Below are 19,731 nucleotides of genomic sequence, written 5' to 3'. Positions count from 1 at the left end.
GCCCTCCGTCAGGCGCCGAGCTGCGCCGGGAGCGGCTTGTCGTGCAGGACCGTGAGCGAGGTGACCGCTCGGGTCAGGACCACGTACAGGCGGGCCAGGCCGCGGGGCTCGGCCTCGACGATGTCGGCGGGCTCGACGACGATCACATGGTCGTACTCCAGGCCCTTGGCGAGCGTGGCGGGCACGATCAGCAGGCGGTGCTCCTGCGCCGAGTCGGGGTCGAGCACCGCGTGCGGCAGGCCGGACAGCGCCTCGGACACCGCGGCGACCATCGCGTCGGGGACGATGACGCCGATCGAGCCCTCCCTGGCCAGCACCTCCCGGGCGGCCTCGGCGACCGTGCCGCCCTGCCGGACCGTGAGCGAGCCCGCGCCCGGACGCAGCGACCGTGGGGCGGCCAGTGCCGGGGCGATCGAGGGCAGCAGGCGGGCCGCGTAGTCGAGCACCTCGCGCGGCACGCGGAAGCCGAGCGTCAGCTCGGTCACCTCGCCCTCGTCCTGGCCGAGGTGCTTCAGCACGGTCTCCCACGAGTTGGTGGACCACGGCGTGGTGCCCTGGGCCAGGTCGCCGAGCACGGTGGCCGAGCCGTTGCGGCAGCGCCGGCCGAGCGCCCGCAGCTGCATCTCCGACAGGTCCTGGGCCTCGTCCACGACGAGGTGGCCCAGGGACGGCGTGCGTTCCATGAGGTCGTTCAGCTCGTCGAGGAGCGCGCCGTCGGCGGCCGACCATTTGGCCGACTTCCAGCTCCGATAAGGCTTCCGCCAAAGCAGCATTTCCTGCTCGTCGGGCGACAAATCGGTTTTGGCGGCTTTAGTGAGGAATTCTGGGTCTGACAGCAGGCGGTGAAGGACCTGTTCGGGCGTCAGTTTCGGCCACACGGCCTCGACGAGCTGCTTGACCGGCTTGGACCTGGCCACCGCGTCCTGGACCCGGTCGTCGGGCGACTCGCCGCGCTGCTCCATGCGTACGAGCACCTGGTGGGCCAGGCGCTGGGCCAGCGCGGCCCGCCCCGGCAGGTAGCGGGTGGTGCCGCGCAGGGACGCCACCATCTCGCGCACCTCGTGATCGGCGACCCGGTAGCGGTAGGCGCCCTTCGTGAAGACCAGGCCGTCCTCGGGCTTCACGATGTGCATCCAGAGCGCCCGTTCGAGCACCGCGGCCATCCTGGCGTCGCCCTTGACCGCGGAGACCGCCGGGTCCTCCTGGGCGGCGTGCTCGCCGAGCAGCCCGGCCACCGTGGTCTGGTCGACCTTGACCTCGCCCAGCGCGGGCAGGACGGAGGAGATGTAGGACAGGAACGCCCGGTTGGGGCCGACGATCATCACGCCCGACCTGGCCAGCCGCTCGCGATGGGTGAACAGCAGGTACGCGGCCCGGTGGAGGCCCACGGCGGTCTTCCCGGTGCCGGGGGCGCCCTGGACGCACACGGTCTGGGCCAGCGTCGCGCGGACGATCTCGTCCTGGTCGGGCTGGATGGTGGCCACGATGTCGCGCATCGGGCCGGTGCGCGGGCGTTCGATCTCCTCGGTAAGGATCTTCGAGGGGCCGACCTCGCCGCCCTCGCCGAGCGGCTCGTCCTCGAACGCGGTCAGCGCGCCGCCGTGGTACCCGAAGCGGCGGCGGCGTACGACGCCCATGGGTTCGGCGGGGCTGGCCTGGTAGAACGCGCGGGACACCGGCGCGCGCCAGTCGATGACCAGCGGCCGGCTGGTGCCGTCGTGCACGTGGCGGCGGCCGACGTAGATGGTGACCGGCAGGTCGTCGCCGCCCTCGCGGTCGAGCCGGCCGAAGAACAGCGGCGTGTCCGGATGGTCGGCCAGGGCGGCCACGCGCTGGTCCAGCAGCGACTGGAGGATCTGCTGCGAGACCCAGTCGCCGGCCGCGTCGGCCGACAACGACTGGGCGTGGGCCCGCATCGCCGTGAGCGCGGCCCTGGACTCGGCCAGGTGGGCCTGCTCGGCGGAGAGCACGTCGGAGGGTATGTCGGGGGCCAGTTGATGTGCGGGCACGCGGAAGCGCCTCCCAAGGTCGGAAACGGAGGTGGTCAAGGCAGCGAATCGACCAGTTTAGCGGCGGCCTTCCGGTGGCTCCAAAGCATTTACCTGTCCCCGGCGGGGTAAAGAGGGAAGGTGGCGCGGCTTCGCCTCGGCTTCTCGCCGATGATCCCCACGGTCGCGAGCTTCCTGCTGGCGGCGCTCTGGGGCCTGTCGGTCTTCGCCGGCTGGGGGCTGGAGGCGTTCTGCGCGGGCGGCGGGCCCTCGTCGGCGTGCTCTCAACGCCTCGGCACGGTCTCCACGGTGTCGGGGGTGTTCGCCGCGGTGGCCGCCTGCTCCACGCTGGCCGCCTGGCTGGTCCCCGCGTCGCGACACGACCCGCGCACGTTCGGCCGCCTCATGGGGACGGGCGTCGCCACGTGGATCGTCGCCGGAGGGGTGCTGTTCCTCGGCGGCCTGCTCGCCAGGTAGGTCCTGGCGTCAGCTGGACGCCAGGGCCACTGTGGGAGGCAGGTGGGAGGCCCTGATCGCCGGGTAGATCCCGGCGATCGCGCCGACGGCCAGCGTGGCGGCGAAGGCGCCGGCCAGCACCCACGCGGGCACCGTGGGGGGCCAGCCCTGCCACAGGGCGTACCCGGCGGTCACCAGTCCGCCGAGCGCGAGCCCTGCCACTCCGCCGAGCACCGACAGCAGCAGCGACTCTGTCAAGAACTGGATTCTGATCTGCCCGCGTGTGGCGCCCAGCGCGCGACGTAGCCCGATCTCTTTGCGGCGCTCCAGCACCGAGATCACCATCGTGTTGGCCACGCCCACGCCGCCGACGAGCAGTGCGACTGCGCCAAGTCCGAGCAGCAGGTTGGTGAAGGTGCCCGCAGCGGCCGCGCGGGCGACCAGCGCGTCCGACGGGCGGGAGACCGCGATCTCGTGCGGTCGCTCCGGGCTGACCGTCCGCGCAAGCACGCCTCTGACCTGCTCCACCGATTCCTCACTCGACCGCTCGTACACGGTGGTGGGGTGACCGTCGAATCCGAGCCGCTCCTGCGCGACCGGGAAACCGATCAGCGCGGCACGGTCGATCTCCGGCGCGAGCGGCAACGGGGCGAGGATCCCGGTCACGACGAACCACCGGTCGCCCACCCACACCTGGACTCCGGTACGGCTGACGCCGAGCCGCTGGGCGGCGACCGAGCCGAGGACGACGGCCGGCTGGCGGGCGATCGCCTCGTCGAACCAGCGTCCGGTGCCCACGCGTCCATCGAGTGTGCTCAGCAGGTCCAGGGAGGTGGCCTGAACGGTCAGCCCGCCTGTGTCCTCCTTGGGAATGCGGTCGGTCCTGCGGACGCTCGCGTCCACGGTGCCGGTGACACTGGCGTCGGTGACGCCGGAGATCCTGCGTACCATGAGGGCGGCGTCCGGATGCAGCTTGACCGGATCGCCCATGAGCGCCTTGCCGGGTTCCACCCGCAGCAGGTTGGTGCCAAGCTGATCGAGCTGACGCAGCAACTGCTCCTGGCCGGACGCCGAGATGCCGATCACCGAGATCATCGTCGCGATGCCGATGGCGATACCGAGCGCGGACATCACCACGCGCGATGTTCTGGCCCGCAGGCCCGCGGCGCCGACCCTGGCCACGTCGCGTGGCCGCAGGCGGACGGGTGCGAGTGAGGTCATGCGTCCTCCCCGATGCTGCCGTCCTGGATGCGGACCCGTCTCGGGCACCACTGAGCGATGTCCATGTCGTGAGTGATCATGACGATGGTGGTGCCCGCGGCGTGCAGCTCGCGCAGAACGGCGAGCACCTGCCGGCCCGAGGCGGAGTCGAGGTTGCCGGTGGGTTCGTCGGCGAGCAGCAGCGGCGGGTCGCCGACGACGGCTCGGGCGATGGCCACGCGCTGCTGTTCGCCTCCGGACAGCTGGTGCGGACGGTGGTCCAGCCGGTGAGCGAGGCCGACGCGTTCCAGCGCCGCCCGGGCGCGTTCGCGGCGTTCGGTCAGCGGACGTCCCGCGTAGAGGAGGCCGTCAGCCACGTTGTCGAGGATCGGGACCCCGGCGGCCAGGTGAAACTGCTGAAAGACGAAGCCCAGGTGGAGCGCGCGCAGGACGGACAGCTGGCGATCGGTCAGCGTGCTGACGTCGTGCCCAGCGATGCGGACGGTGCCGGACGTGGGGCGATCCAGGGTACCCAGGAGGTTGAGCAGCGTCGACTTGCCCGATCCGGATGGGCCGATGATGGCCAGCAACTCTCCTTCGGCGACCTTCAGGTTCACGCCGCGCAGCGCCTCGACAGTGTCGTTGTGGCGCTTCCTGACGTTCTCGACCTCAATGATCATGTAGCCGGCACCCCGACCTTCATGCCCGCTTCCAGCCCAGGGCCGAAGATCTCGACACGCCCTCCGCCATACGCACCGGTCTTGACGGGGACCACGCGCCCACCGATCTCCACCCCGTAACCACCGTCGGCGGTGGCCAGCAGCGCCTCGACAGGGACGCTCAGGACGTCGCGCCTGCTGATGCTCTCCAGCAGCACGGTGACGGGCGTCTGGTCAGCGAGCCCACTCTTGAACTTGGCGAGCCGGACGCCGACGTCGATGGTGGCGTCGCCCTCGCGCGACTTGGCCACCGCGCCGACCGTGACCAACGTCCCGGCGACCGTGCCGCCGCCGGGCAGCTCCACCTTCACCATGGCGCCCTTCCTGGCCAGCGCAAGGTCGGCGACGTCAAGGTCGAGGTGGACGAGGCGGTCGGTGCCGGTCGCTGCGAACACCTGGCGGCCAGGGGAGATGCTGTCGCCGACTGCCACGTCCGCCTTCGCGATTCTGATCTTCGATGGCAGGAACACGACCTGCTCGGCGTCCACGACTCCGGTCTGCGGGAGGCCGGCGCGCTTCTGCCACGCCCGTACGGCGCGAGCGGTGGCCCACGAGAACCGGTCGTCGATGGTGACGTCCTTGCCGTGGCCGAGCGCCTTCAGTGCCTTCTCCAGCTGGCGAACGTCGGGCCCGCCCTTGACTCCCTGGCGGAGCGGCCGGTAGAGCGGCAGCTTGCCGTACATCAGCACGACGGGCCTGCGGTCCACGCGATAGAGCACCTGGCCCTGACGCAGGATCCGGCCAGGGGCGGCCACCGCTGTGATCGTCCCGGCGATGTGACCGCGCACGGCTTGCTCTCCCGTGAAGATGATCTTGCCGGAGAGCGAGGTCGTGTCGGTCAGGTCACCGCGGACGACGTCCGCCGTGGCCTGTGGTGGCGGCGAAGCGGCGGCCGTGTCGCTCTCGCCGCCCATGGACAGGGCGGCGGCGGTTCCCGTCACCACAGCCGCGGCGGCGGCCAGGCCGACGAGCATGCGTTTCATCTCTGTTCCTTTCATCGAGGCAGCAGGTGACGGCACTCGTTCTGCGCCTTCTCGAAGGCCGCGCGGTCCTTGTCGTCGACGTCGACCTGGTAGTTGCCGGTCTTGGGGTCGGGGTCGTGAACCTGCATGCCGCGCTCTCGCATGCACTTCGCGAATGCGGTCACGGCGTCGATGTGGGCGGCGTCGACCTTCTTGGCCAGCCCCCCGGCCTCCCTCCACTTGGCGCAGGTCTGCTGGGCCTTGTCGAAGGCGGCGAGGTCCTTGACGGCGTAGCCCTCATCGCCGACGGTGTCCGGAAAGTCGTCGATGCCGTTGTCGCGCACGCACTGGGCGAACTTCACCTCGGCATCGGAGGCGTAGAGCGACTGCTGGGCCTGGGGCGAGGCCTGCGTGCCGCCTCCAGAACACGCGGTGGCCAAGGCGAGCAGGAGCAGGACGGTGAGCTTCTTCATGGATCCCCTCGATCCGGCTGGCGGTGGATGCGAGTCGAGTAGATCTAGATCGCCCTAACATCGCAGTTACGCAATCGTGTTATGTCGGGGTTATGCCGCGTTCGGCAGGTTTGGCATCTTCAGGTGAAGGAGGGACTCCCTTGCGCGTGTTGATCGTCGAGGACGAGGAGATGCTCGCGGATTCGATCGCCGAAGGGCTGCGTGCCGAGGCGATGGCCGTGGATGTCGCCTATGACGGGGAGAGCGCGCTCGAACGACTCGGCGTCCACGACTATGACGTGCTCGTCCTGGACCGTGACCTGCCTGGCGTGCACGGTGACGACGTCGCCAGGACAGTGGTCGGATCTGAATGCGCTGTGCGCGTTCTCATGCTCACTGCCGCCTCGGACGTGCCGTCCAGGGTCTCGGGGCTGTCGCTGGGCGCCGACGACTACCTCACCAAGCCGTTCGCCTTCGAAGAGCCGCTGGCCCGCATCCACGCACTGGGCCGACGCGCTTCGCGTGCCGACCCGCCGCAGCTGGAACGCTCCGGGATCCGGCTCGACCAGGCCCGCCGCGAGGTCTACCGCGACGGGCGCTACGTCGCGATGGCCCGCAAGGAGTTCGCCGTGCTCGCCGAGCTGCTGAAGGCGGGTGGCACCGTCGTGTCCGCCGAGCAACTGCTGGAGAAGGCCTGGGACGAGAACGCCGACCCCTTCACCAACACCGTGCGGGTGACGATGATGCGCCTGCGCCGCAAGCTGGGCGAGCCTCAGGTCATCGAGACCGTCCAGGGAGTGGGGTACCGGATCCTGTGAAGCTGTCCGTCCGCCTGCGGCTCACGTTGCTGTACAGCGGAATCTTCTTCATTTCCGGCGTGCTGGTGCTGGGCATCAGCTTCCTGATCGTCCGGGGAATCCTGGACGACACCCGCCTCAGGCTGCAGGCCGCCCCCGAGTTCTTGCCCAGCCACGCCATCCTGGAGCCGAGCGGAAAGGTGGTGCTGGTCAAGGTCTCCAAGCGGGACGTGCTCAACGGCCAGCAGAACTACGAGCAGGCGACGATGACCCGCTTCCTCCTCCAGGCCGGGCTGGTCGTCGTCCTGCTGGGGGCGCTCGCCACGATTGCGGGCTGGATGGTGAGCGGGCGCGTCCTCAAGCCCCTCTACCAGGTCACCGATACCGCGCGGCGGGTCGCCCACGGCCACAATCTCGCCGAGCGCATCGCCTACAACGGCTCCAACCATGACGTGAAGGACCTGGCCGACACCTTCGATTTGATGCTCGCCCGCCTGGCGCACGCCTTCGACGTGCAGAAACGTTTCATCGCCAACGCCTCGCACGAGCTGCGCACACCCCTGGCGATCAACCGGACGCTGGTGGACGTGGCTCTGCGCAGGCCCGACGCCACCCCTGACACCCAGCGGCTCGGCGAATCACTGCTGGTCGTCAACACTCGGCACGAGCGTCTCATCGACGGCCTGCTCGCGCTGGCAGAGAGCGACAGGCCCGTCCTGGAACGCCATCAGCCCGTGGACCTGTCCGAGGTCGCCTCCCACGTCGCCGACCACGCCGGTGAGGAGGCCGACGCCAAGAGCATCGTCCTGCACCAGGCGCTGACGCCCGCGCCGACCAAGGGCGACCCCGTCCTGCTCGAACGGCTGGCGCAGAATCTCGTGGAGAACGCCATCAGGCACAACGTCCAGGGCGGCGAGGTATGGGTGACGACCAGGCTGGGCGACGGGGAAGCGGAGCTGTCCGTGGCCAACAGCGGCCCGATCGTGCCCGCCTACGACCTGGAAACGATCTTTGAGCCGTTCCGCCGCCTGCGAGCCGACCGGGTGCGCTCCGACCGTGGCACCGGGCTGGGCCTGTCCATCGTGCGTGCTACCGCCCGAGCCCATGGAGGCACGGTGGTGGCCGAACCACGCGAGGAAGGCGGGCTGACGGTGACCGTGCGCCTGCCCTCATCGCCCCCGCTGTGACGCCGTTGCCCACATGACCTGCACCGGGCTGAGCGGTGTCGGTGTGCTACCCGGCGGTGGCGGCATAGCTGCGGAGGAAGGCCTGCACGCCCGCGGTGACGAGCCGGGTGATCTCCTCCGTGGAAAGCGGTATGGCACCGTAGAAGGTCTGCTGGTTCACGTCGGTGACGGTCAGCAGGGTGAGGTGGGCGGCGGCAACGTCGGCGTCGTCGATCCGTAGCAGGCCGCGCTCGGCGATCCGGCGCAGGTACGGCGCCAGGCGCAGGTGCCCGGTCTGCGGGCCGGCCGCGACCCATGCCTTGAGGATCGGCGGTGGGATGTGGGCCGCCTCCGCCTCGATGGCCCGCACCAGGGCGAAGTGGTCGGGGAAGGCGGTGACCGCGGCGACCCGGTCGAGGGAGAAGTCGATCAGGTCCTGCTCCAGATCCACGATCTTGTGCAGGTGTCGGTCCATGATCTGTGCGATCGCTGCGGTGACCTCGTCCGCGCCTTCCAGCGCGACGGTCAGGAACAGTTGCTCCTTGTCGGTGAAGTGCCGGTAGATGGTCCGTTTGGACACCACCGCCGCCGCGGCGATCGCGTCTACGCTGGCCCGGGTGTAGCCGTCGCGGCCGAACACGCGACGGGCGGCACGGGTGATCGCCTGGCGCTTTTCCGGTCGGCCGTACGGCTCGGCCTGGCGCAGGGTCATCAACGTCCTTCCCGCTGGAAACTCCTCGGTGCAGTGTAGGGGCGTCCGGGGCTCTGGCGGGCCTTGCGGGCCAGGGCGTCGAGCAGTTCGCGCAGCAGGTCGGTGGTGTCCGGGTCGGTCAGTCGGCGGTCGTGCGTGAAGCGGGTGTCGCAGTGGAAGACCGTCACCTCCGGCTTGACGACGACTTCCGCTCCCACCGAGGCCAGGATCTGGCGAAGGGCGAGCTGGGCGCGTACCGAGCCGAACGGTCCAGGCGAGGCGCCGGCGATGGCCACGGGCTTGCCCCGCAGCAGCCCTTCGGGGGCCGTGCTGGCCCAGTCGATGGCGTTCTTCAGCGCGGCCGGGACGGAGGCGTTGTGCTCCGGCGTCGCGATCAGCAAGGCGTCGGCGGCGGCGATGCGGGCGCGCAGCGTCGTGACCGACGCCGGTGGCGTGCCGGTGTCCAGGTCCTGGTTGTAGAGGGGCAGCCGGCCCAGGTCGTGATCGATGTCGATGACGAACCCGCCGGGTTCGAGCGCGCGGGCCGCGTGCAGCAGGGCCGTGTTGTGGGAGCCCGCGCGCAGGCTGCCGGACAAGGCCAGGACGGTGAGCTCGGGCATGTCTCTCCTCGGGAGTTCAGACAACGCGACCAAAGTATACTAGTCAGTGTCAATGGGAAACTGATTGGTGTACTTTGAGGCGGGTGATCCCCGCAACCGCGCAGAAGAGACACATCGCCGTCCTTTACCTCGTTCTCCTGGCCACGCCGACCTCACTCAGCGCCAACAGCACCATCACCGTCATCCCCGAGCTGGCCCGTGCCCTGGGCGTCTCGGCCGCCGAAGCCACCTGGGCCGCCACGGCCTTCGGCTGGGGCGGCGTCCTCGGCGCTCCGCTCACCGCCGCCCTGCTGCGCACCCGCGGCATGCGCGCCGCCACACTCGTCAATGCCACCCTCATACTTCTCGGCACACTTCTGGTGGCCGGCGCACCCGCGCTGCCGGTGTTGCTGGCCGGCCGCGCCGCCCAGGCCGCCGGCGGAGGAGGCCTGGTCACCATCGCCATCACCTTGGCCGGGACCACCTCGCGAGCAGGCGCCATCACCGCCGGGGTCGGATTGGTCGGCGCGTTCGGCCCGCTGGCCGGCTCGACCTTGTCGGTGATCTCCTGGCGGGTGCCGCTGCTGCTGTCCCTGCCCGCACTGCTGGCCGTCCCCGCCGTCCTCCGCCACGCCGCGCATCACGGCAGCCGGGAAGCCACCGCCGCCCGCACCGACGTCATCGGGGTCCTGCTGGTGGTGACGCTGGTCAGCGCCTTGGTCCTGATCCCGCGTCTCGAACTGGCGGCGGCTGCCGCCGCCGCCGTGACGGGCCTGCTGCTGACCCTGCGCGTCCGCAGGAAGCCCGCGGGGTTCGTCCCTCGGCCGGTCATCCGCTCCCGGGCGTTCGTCACCGCGGCAGCGGCGGCCGGCACGCTGTCCACCTCCTACTTCGCCCTGCTCTACACCGTGCCCCGGCTGCTGGAACACCATTGGACGACCGAGCGGATCGGGCTGATGACGCTCATGATGTTGACCGCCGGCTCGATCGCCTCACTGTCGTTCAGCAGGTGGACCTCCCGGCTCGGTGCGGCCGTCACCCGACCTGTCTTGCTGACCACGGGCGCCGTGGCTGTCGCCCTGCCGCTGCTCTCCCCTTGGCCGGTGCTCGTCGTGGCGTCCACCGCGTTCGCGGTGTTCGCCGCCACAGCGGCGATGGCCTGGTACGCGGCCCGCGTCGGCGAGGTCGTGCCGCACGAGCACCGGGCCACCGCCGTGAGCCTGTTCACCCTCTGCTACCAGCTGGGCGGCGCCTTCGGCCCGGCACTGGCCACACTCCTGCTCGCGTGAACCGACCCGGCGTCAGAGCCGAACTCTCGATCAGCCCATTGGCGACTGGCTGGAGCCGTAGGAGTTCCGGGGCCAGGTAGCGAACCCGGCAAAGAACGTATCTCTGAGTGAACGTGGGAATACCGAAAAAGTCGGGCATTTCAGGTGCGTTTGTCGGATCATGAGGGTATGTCGCAGGCGGCGTGATAGTACGCAGGTGAGGGGGGTGGTTCGATGTCGACGACCCGTGGAGTCTCGTGGACGTGACATAAACGCCGTGCCTGGCCGCTCAGGCAACGAGCGGCCGGGCATTCAACCCCGTCACACCTCGTCGTGCACGTCGTCGGCGTCGATGATCTGGTACGCGTACCCCTGCTCGGCCAGGAAGCGCTGCCGGTGGGCGGCGAACTCCTGGTCGACCGTGTCCCTGCTGACCACCGTGTAGAACCGGGCGCCACCGCCGTCGGCCTTGGGCCGCAGCACCCGTCCGAGCCGCTGCGCCTCCTCCTGCCGCGACCCGAACGTGCCCGACACCTGGATCGCGACGGCCGCCTCGGGCAGGTCGATGGAGAAGTTCGCCACCTTCGACACCACCAGCACCTGGATCTCCTTGTCGCGGAACGCCTGGTAGAGACGCTCACGCTCCTTGACCCTGGTCTCGCCCTTGATGACCGGCGCGTTGAGGTGCTCGCCGAGCTCGTCGAGCTGGTCGATGTACTGGCCGATGACCAGCACCTGCTCGCCCAGATGCCGCCGGACCAGCGCCTCGGTCACGTACGTCTTGGACGGCGTGGTGGCGCAGAAGCGGTAGCGCTCCTCGGCCTCGGCCATCGCGTACGCCAGCCGCTCCTCGTCGGTCAGCGTGACCCGCACCTCGACGCAGTCGGCGGGCGCGATCCAGCCCTGGTTCTCCATCTCCTTCCACGGCGCGTCGTAGCGCTTGGGGCCGATGAGGGAGAACACGTCGCCCTCGCGGCCGTCCTCGCGCACGAGCGTCGCGGTCAGGCCCACCCGGCGGCGGGCCTGGAGGTCGGCGGTCATCCTGAAGATCGGCGCGGGCAGCAGGTGGACCTCGTCGTAGACGATCAGGCCCCAGTCGCGCGCGTCGAACAGCTCCAGGTGGCTGTAGACGCCCTTCCGCCTGGTGGTCATCACCTGGTACGTGGCGATGGTGACCGGGCGGATCTCCTTCTTGTTGCCGGAGTACTCGCCGATCTCGTCCTCGGTCAGCGTGGTGCGCTTGAGCAGCTCGGTCTTCCACTGGTGGGCGCTGACCGTGTTGGTCACCATGATCAGCGTGGTGGCCTGCGCGTGGGCCATGGCCGCCGCGCCCACGATGGTCTTGCCCGCGCCGCAGGGCAGCACGACCACGCCGGAGCCGCCGTGCCAGAAGGCGTCGGCCGCCTCGCGCTGGTAGGGGCGCAGCTCCCAGCCGTCCTGGAGCAGCTTGATGGGGTGGTGCTCGCCGTCGACGTAGCCGGCCAGGTCTTCGGCGGGCCAGCCCAGCTTGAGCAGCGCCTGCTTGACGTTGCCGCGGTCGCTCGGGTGCACGATGACCGAGTCGGCGCCGAGACGATCGCCCAGCATCGGCTGGATCTTCTTCGAGCGCAGCACCTCTTCGAGCACCGCGCGGTCGGTCGAGGTCAGGACCAGGCCGTTGACCGGGTCCTTCTCCAGGCGCAGGCGGCCGTAACGGGCCATGGTCTCGGCGATGTCGACGAGCAGCGCGTGCGGCACCGGGTAGCGGCTGAAGCCGATCAGCGCGTCGACGACCTGCTCGGCGTCGTGGCCGGCGGCACGCGCGTTCCACAGGGCCAGCGGCGTGACGCGGTAGGTGTGGACGTGTTCGGGCGCGCGTTCGAGCTCGGCGAACGGCGCGATCGCCTTGCGGCACGCGTCGGCCTTCTCGTGGTCGACTTCGAGCAGCAGCGTTTTGTCCGACTGGACGATGAGCGGGCCGTCGTTCACGGACATCCCTTCCTACGGTTGACCCTTATCCAACACACACGACGGCAGGAACAGTCCCGGAACGGGTAATCGATCAGTCGTCCAGGCGGCCGGTGAGGCCCAGGAAGAGGAAGAGCGCGACGTTCAGCACGAGACCGGCGCCGAACAGCACCCAGCTCCAGAGCAGCAGCGAACGGGCGCTCCCGGGCTGCTCGCGGGCCCGCGTCAGCGCCACGGCGGCGAGGATGCCGCCGGGCAGCCCGAGCACGTTGAGGCAGGAGGCCAGGGACAGGAAGTTGAGCACGACGGCGACGATGGCGCCGGCCTGCGGGCCCTCGTCGCGCCGCGGCGGGACGCCGTAGCCGTAGCCGTACTGCGGAGGTGGCTGCTCGCCGTAGGGCGCCCCGTAGGGCAGGTACGGGTAGCCGGACGGATCTTCTTGACTCACGTTCACCTCCAGACACGTCAACGTTTATCACGGAATACGGACGCGCCTGGCCCGGTGTGCGCGGAAGGTCAGAACCGGCCGCGCAGGGCCTTCCTGTCGAGCTTGAGCACGCTGGTGACCGGGATCGACTCGACGAACCGCACCTCGCGCGGGTACTTCACCCGTCCGACCCGGTCGCGCGCCCACTCGATCAGCTCCTCGGCACTCTCCTCGGCCCCCGGCCTGAGCTGCACGAACGCCACGACCTCCTCGCCCAGCCGCGGGTCGGGGCGGCCGACGACGCCCGACATGACCACATCGGGATGCTGGTTGAGCGCGTCCTCGACGTCGCGGGGGAAGACGTTGAAGCCGCCGCGGATGATCAGGTCCTTCTTGCGGTCGACGATGTAGAGGTAGCCGTCGTCGTCCACGCAGCCGAGGTCGCCGGTGCGCAGCTCGTCGCCGTCCAGTGCGGTGCCCTCGGGGTCGGGCTCGTGCTCGCCCCAGTAGCCGAGCATCAGCGAGTCGCCGCTGACGCAGATCTCGCCGACGTCGCCGCACTCCACCGCCTCTCCGGCGGAGTCGCGGACGGTGATCGTGTAGCCCGCCAGCGGCAGGCCGACGCTGCCGGGCCGCCGCCTGCCCGGCGGGTTGAAAGTGGTGACGGCGCTGGTCTCGGTCAGGCCGTAGCCCTCCAGGATCTGCGTGCCCGGCATCCGGCGCTCGAACTCCTGCAGCGCCTCCCGGCCCAGCGGAGCCGCGCCGCAGGTGAGGTAGGCCAGGTCGGGGAGCGGATGGGCCTCCAGCGGCTCGGCGAGCAGCATGTGGATCATCGCGGGGACGACGGTGCCGTACTGGACGTGCTGCTCGGCGGCCAGGCTCAGGAACGCCTTCGGCTCGAACCAGCGCATGAGCACGGCCTGCTGGGGTTCGGTCGCGTGCAGCCCGGCCACGGTGATGATCAACCCGTACGCGTGCGAGAGCGGCACAGGCACAATCGCACGATTTTTCCCCTCTTGGTGGGAAATTTCGTATGCGTCCTTGGCGACCTTCCACAACCCGCGATGGCTCAGCATGACGCCCTTGGCGACGCCCGTGGTGCCGCCGGTGTACATGAGCGCGGCCAGGTCGCCGGGGTCCCTGCGCACCCGTTCGTGCTCGGCGGCGGTCTCCAGCTCGGCCGTGTCCACATATATGGGGACGTCCACCGCGGTGGCCCGTACGGTCTCGGCCAGCTCGGGCGAGGTGACGACCGCGGACGCGCCGCTGTCGAGCAGGATGTGCCGCAGTTCCTCGGCCCCCACCAGGAAGACCACGGGCGTCACCACCGCGCCCGCCGCCCACAACGCCTGGTAGACGATCGGGACCTCGGGGGAGGTCGCCATCATCACGACCACCCGGTCACCCGGCCGGATCCCGGCCTCGACGAACCCGCCGCACATCCGCCGCGCACGTTCGGCGAGCGCGTGGCTGCGGTGCCAGACCCCGTCGTAGAACACCGAGTCGTGGTCGTCGAACCGGTTCCATGACTCCTCGGCCAGCTGGCCCAGCGTTTGCTCGGTCACATGCACAACCTGATGGGACGGCCCGTGCGCAGTCAACCCTGATCGTCCTCGTGTCCACCCTTGACTGACGATTGTGGATGATGCTCTCATGCCCAGTAAATGTCCAATATCGGCCTAGAGGGTCATTCGAGTTTTCGGGTGGCGCTAGATCGTGTATTGGTGAGATAAGTAGGGATCCGTGCTACCAGATGGCACCTACTTCGGTTTTGTCACCGGCCCGTCGCCCAGAGCAATGGAGGACATGATCGACATGCGCGCGCCGGCGGCCGTGGCCGCGAGCTTCGCGAGGAACGCCTGGTCGGAACGGCGGCAGCCAGGCGGCGCACGCTCAATCCATAAGCCGGGGAAACAACTTGCCGGACAAAAAGTTTCGGGAAAAACTTTTTCCGTAGACAACTTTCCCGTCAGGCCCGAGGGGACTTCGTGATCGACACGCCTGAACCAGGCGGGACCGACCTCGACGACAAAACGCTCACCCAGAGCGTGATCGCCATCATCGAGCAGCTCGGGCCCCTGGTCGTCCCGGTGGCCCGCGACCTCGACCGGCGCGCGGCCGACACCCTGCTGCGTTCGTACCTGGAGCCCGCCGGCTTCGCCGACGCGGTGCGCCGGCTGTCCATGCGCCACCTGCTCGTGCTGGTGGGGGAGGCGGACATGGGCAAGCGGCTCGGCGCCATCGCCCTGCTGTCGCGCATGTCGCTGGCCGAGGGCAGGATCACCGTGCTCTCACCCGCCGGCAGCGCCGCCGACCTGCTCTCCAGGACCGAGTACGGGCCGGGGCGGGCGTACCTGCTGCACGACTGGATCGCCGGCAGCACCGACCGGATCGAGCTGCTCAACCTGGCCCGCAAGCTCGCCGAGCTGGGGTCGTACCTGGTGATCACCAGGAACGGCGATCCGTCGCAGGCGGTCGAGGTGGAGCAGCCGTGGGGCGCGCCCGACCCCGGTGACCTGTTCGACCTGTACCTGAGCGCGTTCGGCGGCCGGAACGCGCCCGCCGGGGCCGCCACCGCCCGGGTCCGCGCGCTGGCGCTGCCCACGCCCGCCGAGGTCGTCCGCCTGGCCACGCGCCTGGTGCGGGACGACGAACCCGCGGGTGAGGAGGTGGCCGCCTGGTTCGACACCAAGCCGCCGATGCACGAGGTACGCGCGGTGGCGGCGCTCGCGTTCGCGCACGGGCTGCCCGAGCCGGAGTTCGCCCGCCGGTTGGCCGGGTTCGAGCGGACCAGGGAGGCCCACGAGGCGGGGCCGCGGCCGGCCGGGGCGCCGCATCCGCTGATCGCCGTGCACGACGGCCGCGTCGTCTTCCGCGTCCCGGACCATCGCGCGCAGGTGCTCGGGGAGCTGGTCGCCCGGTACGGCTTCTGGTTGTGGCAGCCGCTGCGCGAATGGGCGCGCTCGCTGGCCGGCGAGGGGGACGACGTACGGGCGCGGGCGGCCGAGGGGGTGGCGCTGCTGGCCGCCTGCTCGCTCAAGGAGGCGCAACAGGAGTTCCTGGAGGTGTGGGCCCAGGGGCGGCCGGCCGAACGGCTGGCGGCGGGCGAGGCGCTGTCGTACATTTGCGCCGACGACGCCCTCGCCCCCGAGGCCCTGCGGCTCGCGCTCACCTGGGCCGGCGACCCGGCCGATCCACGGGCGGTCGCGGCGGTCGTGGGGCTGTGCGGCGGGCTGTCCCTGCGCTACCCGGCCGACGCGGCGACCCACCTGCGACGCCTGTCCACCGCCGAGGGGTCCACAGGGCGGCTCGCCGCCCACGCGCTCACCCTCGGGCCCGCTTGACCCCGGCCCGGCGCGTACGCCGTCAGAGGCCGGCGACGCCGGTGATGCGGTGGAGGGCGAAGCGGTGGACGGCCGCCCTGGTCTCGTCGTACGCCGTCAGGTAGCCGCCCTCCATCCGGGCCGGCTCCAGGATGCGTGAGGTGGCGTTGCCCTGCGAGTCGAGGTACCCGATCCACACCCGTACGCCCTGCTTGATGGCGTCCTGGAGGGCCGAGATCGTGGCCGTGGCGGGGCCCCGGGGCACCGCGCCGCCCGGGGCGTCGACCGGCTCGCGCCGCGCCAGGTGGGCCGCGTCGCCCGCGCGCAGCGCGCGTACGGCCGCCGAGGCCACCTCGGGATCGAGCCCGTTGACCGAGGCCACGGCGCGTACGGGCGCCACCCCCTCGGTACGCCTGCTGTCGAGCTGAGAGATGATCACGTCGCCGTCGAGCGACTCGGCGACCGGCGCGTACCCCATGGCCCGCAGCGAGTCCACCAGCGCCGCCCTGGACGAGCGCGAGGCGATCACGGTGGGGGCCAGCCGGCGCAGGCGCAGCGCGGCGGCGCGGCGGTCGGCGGTGATCTGGTCGAGCAGCGCCGGATCGTCGCACCGGACGTAGGCGCTCGCCGTGCCCACCCGGATGCGCCCGTGCCGCCGGGCCACGTCCGTCACGAGGTACGACAGGGCCTGCGGCACCGGCGTGGCCGAATGGCGGGACAGCATGGCCAGCAGCTCCTCGCCGCCGTGCCCCGCGTCGAGCGCCCGCCGGATCGAGCTCTCGCCGAAGCGGTAGACGGTCGCCCCGCCCTTGGACTCGACGTCGGCGGTGAGCGTCATCCAGCGGTTGAGCTCGCTGGTCAGCGGCCCGGGGGCGACGGCCGTGAGGTCGGCCTGCAGCAGCACGTGATCGACGGGCTCGGGCAGCAGCGGGGCGAGCAACCGGGCCGCGTCGCCGCCTTCGAGCAGCGCCCGCCCGTGGCCGGACAGCGCGCCGAGCCCGGTCACGCCGATCTGCTCGGCCTCGCGCAGCGCGAACTCGGTGAGCTGCTCGCGCAGCGGCCCGCGGCGGCGCGGTTGCTCCCAGGCGAGGCGTTCGAGCACCGAGTCGCGGTCGGGCGCGAGGCCCGGCGCGGCGGCCAGCACGCCGAGGGCGGCCTTGCGCACCCCCGGCGCGGAGGCGCGGCGCAGGTCGGTGTGCAGGGCGTTGAGCGGCCGGTCACGCTCGTCGCGCTCGCCGACCAGGCCGGGCACGCGGTCCATGTGCAGCCAGGCCGCGGCGAGCGTCACCCAGCGGTCGGCGGTGGCCCTGACCCGCCACAGGTCGTAGCCGGAGGTCGGCAGCCACTCGCCGTCGACGCCGCCGCCCGCGGCGACCAGCCCCGCCGCGTGCGCCACCTCGACGACCAGCGCCACCGCCCATTCGGGTAGGTCGAGGTCGGTCGAGGTGCGCTTCATGTCGCGTACGCCGAGCCCGCCGGTGCGCAGCACCCCTGGCGGATCGACGCTCCACCGCTCGCACAGCTCCTCCACGGACCTGACGAACGAGAACGCCTGGCCCGCCGCCGTGCGGTCGGCCAGCTCCCGGTCGCGCGCGGCCCCGCCGAGCGCGGGCGGCACGGCGAGCAGGTCACGGTGGACGCGCCCGCCGCGCAGGTGGAGGCCCACCTCGCGGGGCATCGTCACGCTCTCCTCGCCGGTGGCCGCGAGCAGCCCGCGCGCCAGCAGCTCCTCGATGGGCGAACGCGCCGAGGCCACGCGCACCTCGCGCCTGGCGTTGGGCACCCGCCCGGTCGGCGGCCCCCACACGAGCTGGTCGAGCGCGCCCCTGGCCTCGGGCGAGACCGCCTCCACCAGGGCCTCGGGGCTGGCCAGCACGGCGGCCAGCCGCTCCTTGCCGGGGCCGGCGGTGCCGGGGGCGATGTCGTCGGCCATCTCGTCGAGCTGCTCGGGCGGGTGGTGCCGGAACACGTCGGCGGCCCTGGGGCCGAGCCCGGCGGGCTCCTCCAGCACCTTGCGCACGCCCGGCCCGAGGTCGAGCGCGTTGTCGGGGCCGAAGACCAGCGCCAGGTCACGCAGCCGGTCGAGGGCCGCGGTGAGCGCGGGCTCGGGCCGGCCCGCCGCCAGCGCCCGCCCGACCAGGCCGCGCAGCGCCGCCTTCGTCACCGGCCCGTCCTGTACGGCCAGCGTCTCGACGACGGCCAGCGTGAACCGGTCGAGCCGGTCGAGCACCCTGCCGATCGCCGAAGGGCTGGCGGCCCGCGCGGCCAGCCCCTCCAGATGCGCGGGCACCGGAGTGATCAACTCGGGACGCGCGGAGACGAGCGCCCGAAGCTGTTCGTCGGTGCGCCCCCTGATCCACTCCGTGAACTCCATCGTTGCCATGGTATGTCCCCCCTGATCGGGGGCAGCATTGCCGGACGTGACAGAGCGTGCGGACCAAATGGTGCTGAACTACGTCAGCAAGGCGGCCGACGCCGCCCACGGCGTGCTCAGGCCCGACCAGCGGCTCGACTTCGCGCGGCGGCTGCGGGCCGACATCGAGGCGGAGCGCCGGGGGAGCCCGAACGCCCGGGACGTCGCGAAGGTGCTGGCACGCTTCGGCGACCCGGCGGCCCTGGCGGAACGCGAGGCCCACCGCCTGGCCCGACCACCAGCGGCCCCCGCCACCGGCTCACCGAGAACGCCTGCGGGCGCGCGGTCCACCCTGCGTCTCCCGGCCGTCACGGCCGCGACCGGCCCGGTGGCCGCCCGCGGAAGGGCCCTCAGGGAACGTCCGCGGGACGTCGCCGCCATCGTGATGCTGGTGCTGGCCGCGTCGCTGGTGCCGTTCGGGCTGCCGGCCGTGGCGATCTTCCAGGTTCCGGTGCTGGTCTGGGCGGCGGGGGCGGCGGCCGTGCTGTTCAGCGACACGTGGACGGTGGGCGACAAGCTGGCCGGTGCCGGGGCGCCGCTGTTCGGCTACACGGTCGGCGGCGTGCTCGTCGCCGGATTGCAGGTGGCCGAGCCGGACCTGGAGGCGTTCGTCGCCCGGTTCTTCGAGGTCAGCGGGGTCATGTTCATGATCGGTACGGCCCTGGGCGCCGCCTGGCTGGGCTACCGGCTGCTCGACGTCAGCTGACCGGCGCGGGGCTGGGGAGCAGGCCGACGGCCAGGCGTACCCAGGCGGTGACGAACTGGTCCTTCTCCGCGTGGCCCGGCATCTCGCCCACGGTCTCCTGGAACAGCCGGTAGTGGACCACCGAGCCGCCGAGCACGGCCGCGATGCCCGTCCAGTCGACGTCGGTGTCGGCGTACTCGGGCTGGGCGCGGAACCAGGTGGTGATCGCGTCGAACATGGGCTGGAGCAGGCCCTCGCGGACCACCGCGACCAGCTCGGGGAACTGGCTCAGGTCGCGGAAGAACACCCGGGTCAGCTCGGACTCCTCCCGCACCTTGGCCAGACCCGCCCGGCACAGCAGCGACAGGCGCTCCTCCAGGCCGGCGGCGGCCTCCATGGTGCTCAGCTCGGCCAGGCTCTCGGCGACCTGGCTCCTGGTGCGGGTGGCATGCTCGTTGATCGCGGCCGCGAGCACCTCGTACTTGGACTTGAAGTGCCTGTAGAGCCCTCCGGCGCCGGGGGAGAGCCCTGAGGCGGCCTCGATCTCGGCCACGGAGGTGGCGGAGTAGCCACGCTCGGCGAACAGCCGCAGGGCCTCGTCGATGATCCGCTCACGGGTCGATCTGGTCATGTCTGTG

At 71.2% G+C, this 19,731-nt stretch carries 19 protein-coding genes; 7 read left to right on the top strand and 12 right to left on the bottom strand.

What is annotated here, in order from left to right:
* Positions 1 to 8 precede the first annotated feature (8 nt).
* A complete protein-coding gene (locus ABZ815_RS11630) occupies positions 9 to 2,009 on the bottom strand; it encodes an AAA family ATPase (RefSeq protein ID WP_357696632.1) in 2,001 nt (666 codons plus the stop codon).
* A 120-nt stretch (positions 2,010 to 2,129) separates the two neighbouring features.
* Here ABZ815_RS11630 and ABZ815_RS11625 point away from each other — a divergent pair, with 120 nt between their 5' ends.
* Positions 2,130 to 2,465: a hypothetical protein gene (locus ABZ815_RS11625; protein WP_357696630.1), complete on the top strand. Its 336-nt coding sequence runs from the start codon at positions 2,130 to 2,132 to the stop codon at positions 2,463 to 2,465.
* A 9-nt stretch (positions 2,466 to 2,474) separates the two neighbouring features.
* Here the strand turns inward: ABZ815_RS11625 and ABZ815_RS11620 are convergent, their stop codons facing one another.
* The 4 genes from ABZ815_RS11620 to ABZ815_RS11605 are packed head-to-tail and all read right to left on the bottom strand — an operon-like array spanning position 2,475 to position 5,798.
* Positions 2,475 to 3,665 carry an ABC transporter permease gene (locus ABZ815_RS11620; protein ID WP_357696628.1) on the bottom strand — a complete coding sequence of 397 codons (1,191 nt, stop codon included), beginning with the start codon at positions 3,663 to 3,665 and terminating at the stop codon, positions 2,475 to 2,477.
* On the bottom strand, positions 3,662 to 4,324 hold the full coding sequence (locus ABZ815_RS11615; protein WP_357696626.1) for an ABC transporter ATP-binding protein: 663 nt from the start codon (positions 4,322 to 4,324) through the stop codon (positions 3,662 to 3,664). Before ABZ815_RS11615 ends, ABZ815_RS11620 begins: the two co-directional genes overlap by 4 nt.
* On the bottom strand, positions 4,321 to 5,346 hold the full coding sequence (locus ABZ815_RS11610) for a peptidoglycan-binding protein (RefSeq protein ID WP_357696624.1): 1,026 nt from the start codon (positions 5,344 to 5,346) through the stop codon (positions 4,321 to 4,323). Before ABZ815_RS11610 ends, ABZ815_RS11615 begins: the two co-directional genes overlap by 4 nt.
* Before the next feature lie 11 nt (positions 5,347 to 5,357).
* The gene (locus ABZ815_RS11605) at positions 5,358 to 5,798 is read right to left on the bottom strand and encodes a hypothetical protein (RefSeq protein ID WP_357696622.1); all 441 of its coding nucleotides are present in this window, start codon (positions 5,796 to 5,798) and stop codon (positions 5,358 to 5,360) included.
* A gap of 140 nt (positions 5,799 to 5,938) precedes the next feature.
* On the opposite strand from ABZ815_RS11605, the gene ABZ815_RS11600 reads away from it, so the two are divergent.
* Both ABZ815_RS11600 and ABZ815_RS11595 read left to right on the top strand, forming a co-directional pair.
* The gene (locus tag ABZ815_RS11600) at positions 5,939 to 6,595 is read left to right on the top strand and encodes a response regulator transcription factor (protein ID WP_357696620.1); all 657 of its coding nucleotides are present in this window, start codon (positions 5,939 to 5,941) and stop codon (positions 6,593 to 6,595) included.
* Positions 6,592 to 7,761, top strand: a complete 1,170-nt coding sequence (locus ABZ815_RS11595) for a HAMP domain-containing sensor histidine kinase (protein ID WP_357696618.1) — start codon at positions 6,592 to 6,594, stop codon at positions 7,759 to 7,761. The genes ABZ815_RS11600 and ABZ815_RS11595 overlap by 4 nt, the downstream gene beginning before the upstream one ends.
* 46 nt (positions 7,762 to 7,807) lie before the next feature.
* Here ABZ815_RS11595 and ABZ815_RS11590 read toward each other — a convergent pair whose 3' ends face one another.
* Both ABZ815_RS11590 and ABZ815_RS11585 read right to left on the bottom strand, forming a co-directional pair.
* A complete protein-coding gene (locus ABZ815_RS11590; RefSeq protein ID WP_357696616.1) occupies positions 7,808 to 8,452 on the bottom strand; it encodes a TetR/AcrR family transcriptional regulator C-terminal domain-containing protein in 645 nt (214 codons plus the stop codon).
* Entirely contained in the window at positions 8,452 to 9,051 is a 600-nt protein-coding gene (locus ABZ815_RS11585; protein ID WP_357696614.1) for an NADPH-dependent FMN reductase, read from the bottom strand. Before ABZ815_RS11585 ends, ABZ815_RS11590 begins: the two co-directional genes overlap by 1 nt.
* 83 nt (positions 9,052 to 9,134) lie before the next feature.
* On the opposite strand from ABZ815_RS11585, the gene ABZ815_RS11580 reads away from it, so the two are divergent.
* Entirely contained in the window at positions 9,135 to 10,319 is a 1,185-nt protein-coding gene (locus tag ABZ815_RS11580) for an MFS transporter (protein ID WP_357696612.1), read from the top strand.
* Between the two features lie 300 nt (positions 10,320 to 10,619).
* Here ABZ815_RS11580 and ABZ815_RS11575 read toward each other — a convergent pair whose 3' ends face one another.
* From ABZ815_RS11575 to ABZ815_RS11565, 3 genes are all read right to left on the bottom strand, one after another.
* Positions 10,620 to 12,272, bottom strand: a complete 1,653-nt coding sequence (locus ABZ815_RS11575) for a DNA repair helicase XPB (RefSeq protein ID WP_357696610.1) — start codon at positions 12,270 to 12,272, stop codon at positions 10,620 to 10,622.
* A 67-nt stretch (positions 12,273 to 12,339) separates the two neighbouring features.
* Positions 12,340 to 12,693 carry a hypothetical protein gene (locus tag ABZ815_RS11570; protein WP_357696608.1) on the bottom strand — a complete coding sequence of 118 codons (354 nt, stop codon included), beginning with the start codon at positions 12,691 to 12,693 and terminating at the stop codon, positions 12,340 to 12,342.
* Between the two features lie 68 nt (positions 12,694 to 12,761).
* Positions 12,762 to 14,237, bottom strand: a complete 1,476-nt coding sequence (locus ABZ815_RS11565) for an AMP-binding protein (protein ID WP_357696606.1) — start codon at positions 14,235 to 14,237, stop codon at positions 12,762 to 12,764.
* A gap of 241 nt (positions 14,238 to 14,478) precedes the next feature.
* On the opposite strand from ABZ815_RS11565, the gene ABZ815_RS11560 reads away from it, so the two are divergent.
* Together ABZ815_RS11560 and ABZ815_RS11555 are read left to right on the top strand one after the other, a co-directional pair.
* Positions 14,479 to 14,664 (top strand): hypothetical protein, encoded by a 186-nt coding sequence (locus ABZ815_RS11560; RefSeq protein WP_357696604.1) that lies wholly within the window; start codon positions 14,479 to 14,481, stop codon positions 14,662 to 14,664.
* On the top strand, positions 14,661 to 16,016 hold the full coding sequence (locus ABZ815_RS11555; RefSeq protein WP_357696602.1) for a hypothetical protein: 1,356 nt from the start codon (positions 14,661 to 14,663) through the stop codon (positions 16,014 to 16,016). Before ABZ815_RS11560 ends, ABZ815_RS11555 begins: the two co-directional genes overlap by 4 nt.
* 22 nt (positions 16,017 to 16,038) lie before the next feature.
* Here ABZ815_RS11555 and ABZ815_RS11550 read toward each other — a convergent pair whose 3' ends face one another.
* Complete coding sequence (locus tag ABZ815_RS11550) at positions 16,039 to 18,369, bottom strand: helicase-associated domain-containing protein (protein ID WP_357696600.1); 2,331 nt, start codon at positions 18,367 to 18,369, stop codon at positions 16,039 to 16,041.
* A gap of 46 nt (positions 18,370 to 18,415) precedes the next feature.
* Here ABZ815_RS11550 and ABZ815_RS11545 point away from each other — a divergent pair, with 46 nt between their 5' ends.
* Positions 18,416 to 19,114 carry a hypothetical protein gene (locus ABZ815_RS11545; RefSeq protein WP_357696598.1) on the top strand — a complete coding sequence of 233 codons (699 nt, stop codon included), beginning with the start codon at positions 18,416 to 18,418 and terminating at the stop codon, positions 19,112 to 19,114.
* Here ABZ815_RS11545 and ABZ815_RS11540 read toward each other — a convergent pair.
* Positions 19,107 to 19,724 (bottom strand): helix-turn-helix domain-containing protein, encoded by a 618-nt coding sequence (locus tag ABZ815_RS11540; RefSeq protein WP_357696596.1) that lies wholly within the window; start codon positions 19,722 to 19,724, stop codon positions 19,107 to 19,109. The two genes, ABZ815_RS11545 and ABZ815_RS11540, sit on opposite strands and share 8 nt — an antisense overlap.
* Positions 19,725 to 19,731 lie beyond the last annotated feature (7 nt).

It is taken from the genome of Nonomuraea sp. NPDC047529 (assembly GCF_040642995.1).
Lineage (GTDB): Bacteria > Actinomycetota > Actinomycetes > Streptosporangiales > Streptosporangiaceae > Nonomuraea.
The sequence above is the reverse complement of the archived record's forward strand: the minus strand, read 5'-3'. Positions and strand labels throughout refer to the sequence as shown.

What these genes read in the sequence shown, in the direction of transcription:
- ABZ815_RS11620 (WP_357696628.1), bottom strand. Translation starts at nt 3,665, where the DNA reads ATGACCTCACTCGCACCCGTCCGCCTGCGGCCACGCGACGTGGCCAGG.
- ABZ815_RS11615 (WP_357696626.1), bottom strand. Translation starts at nt 4,324, where the DNA reads ATGATCATTGAGGTCGAGAACGTCAGGAAGCGCCACAACGACACTGTC.
- ABZ815_RS11610 (WP_357696624.1), bottom strand. Translation starts at nt 5,346, where the DNA reads ATGAAACGCATGCTCGTCGGCCTGGCCGCCGCCGCGGCTGTGGTGACG.
- ABZ815_RS11605 (WP_357696622.1), bottom strand. Translation starts at nt 5,798, where the DNA reads ATGAAGAAGCTCACCGTCCTGCTCCTGCTCGCCTTGGCCACCGCGTGT.
- ABZ815_RS11590 (WP_357696616.1), bottom strand. Translation starts at nt 8,452, where the DNA reads ATGACCCTGCGCCAGGCCGAGCCGTACGGCCGACCGGAAAAGCGCCAG.
- ABZ815_RS11585 (WP_357696614.1), bottom strand. Translation starts at nt 9,051, where the DNA reads ATGCCCGAGCTCACCGTCCTGGCCTTGTCCGGCAGCCTGCGCGCGGGC.
- ABZ815_RS11575 (WP_357696610.1), bottom strand. Translation starts at nt 12,272, where the DNA reads ATGTCCGTGAACGACGGCCCGCTCATCGTCCAGTCGGACAAAACGCTG.
- ABZ815_RS11560 (WP_357696604.1), top strand. Translation starts at nt 14,479, where the DNA reads ATGATCGACATGCGCGCGCCGGCGGCCGTGGCCGCGAGCTTCGCGAGG.
- ABZ815_RS11550 (WP_357696600.1), bottom strand. Translation starts at nt 18,369, where the DNA reads ATGGAGTTCACGGAGTGGATCAGGGGGCGCACCGACGAACAGCTTCGG.
- ABZ815_RS11540 (WP_357696596.1), bottom strand. Translation starts at nt 19,724, where the DNA reads ATGACCAGATCGACCCGTGAGCGGATCATCGACGAGGCCCTGCGGCTG.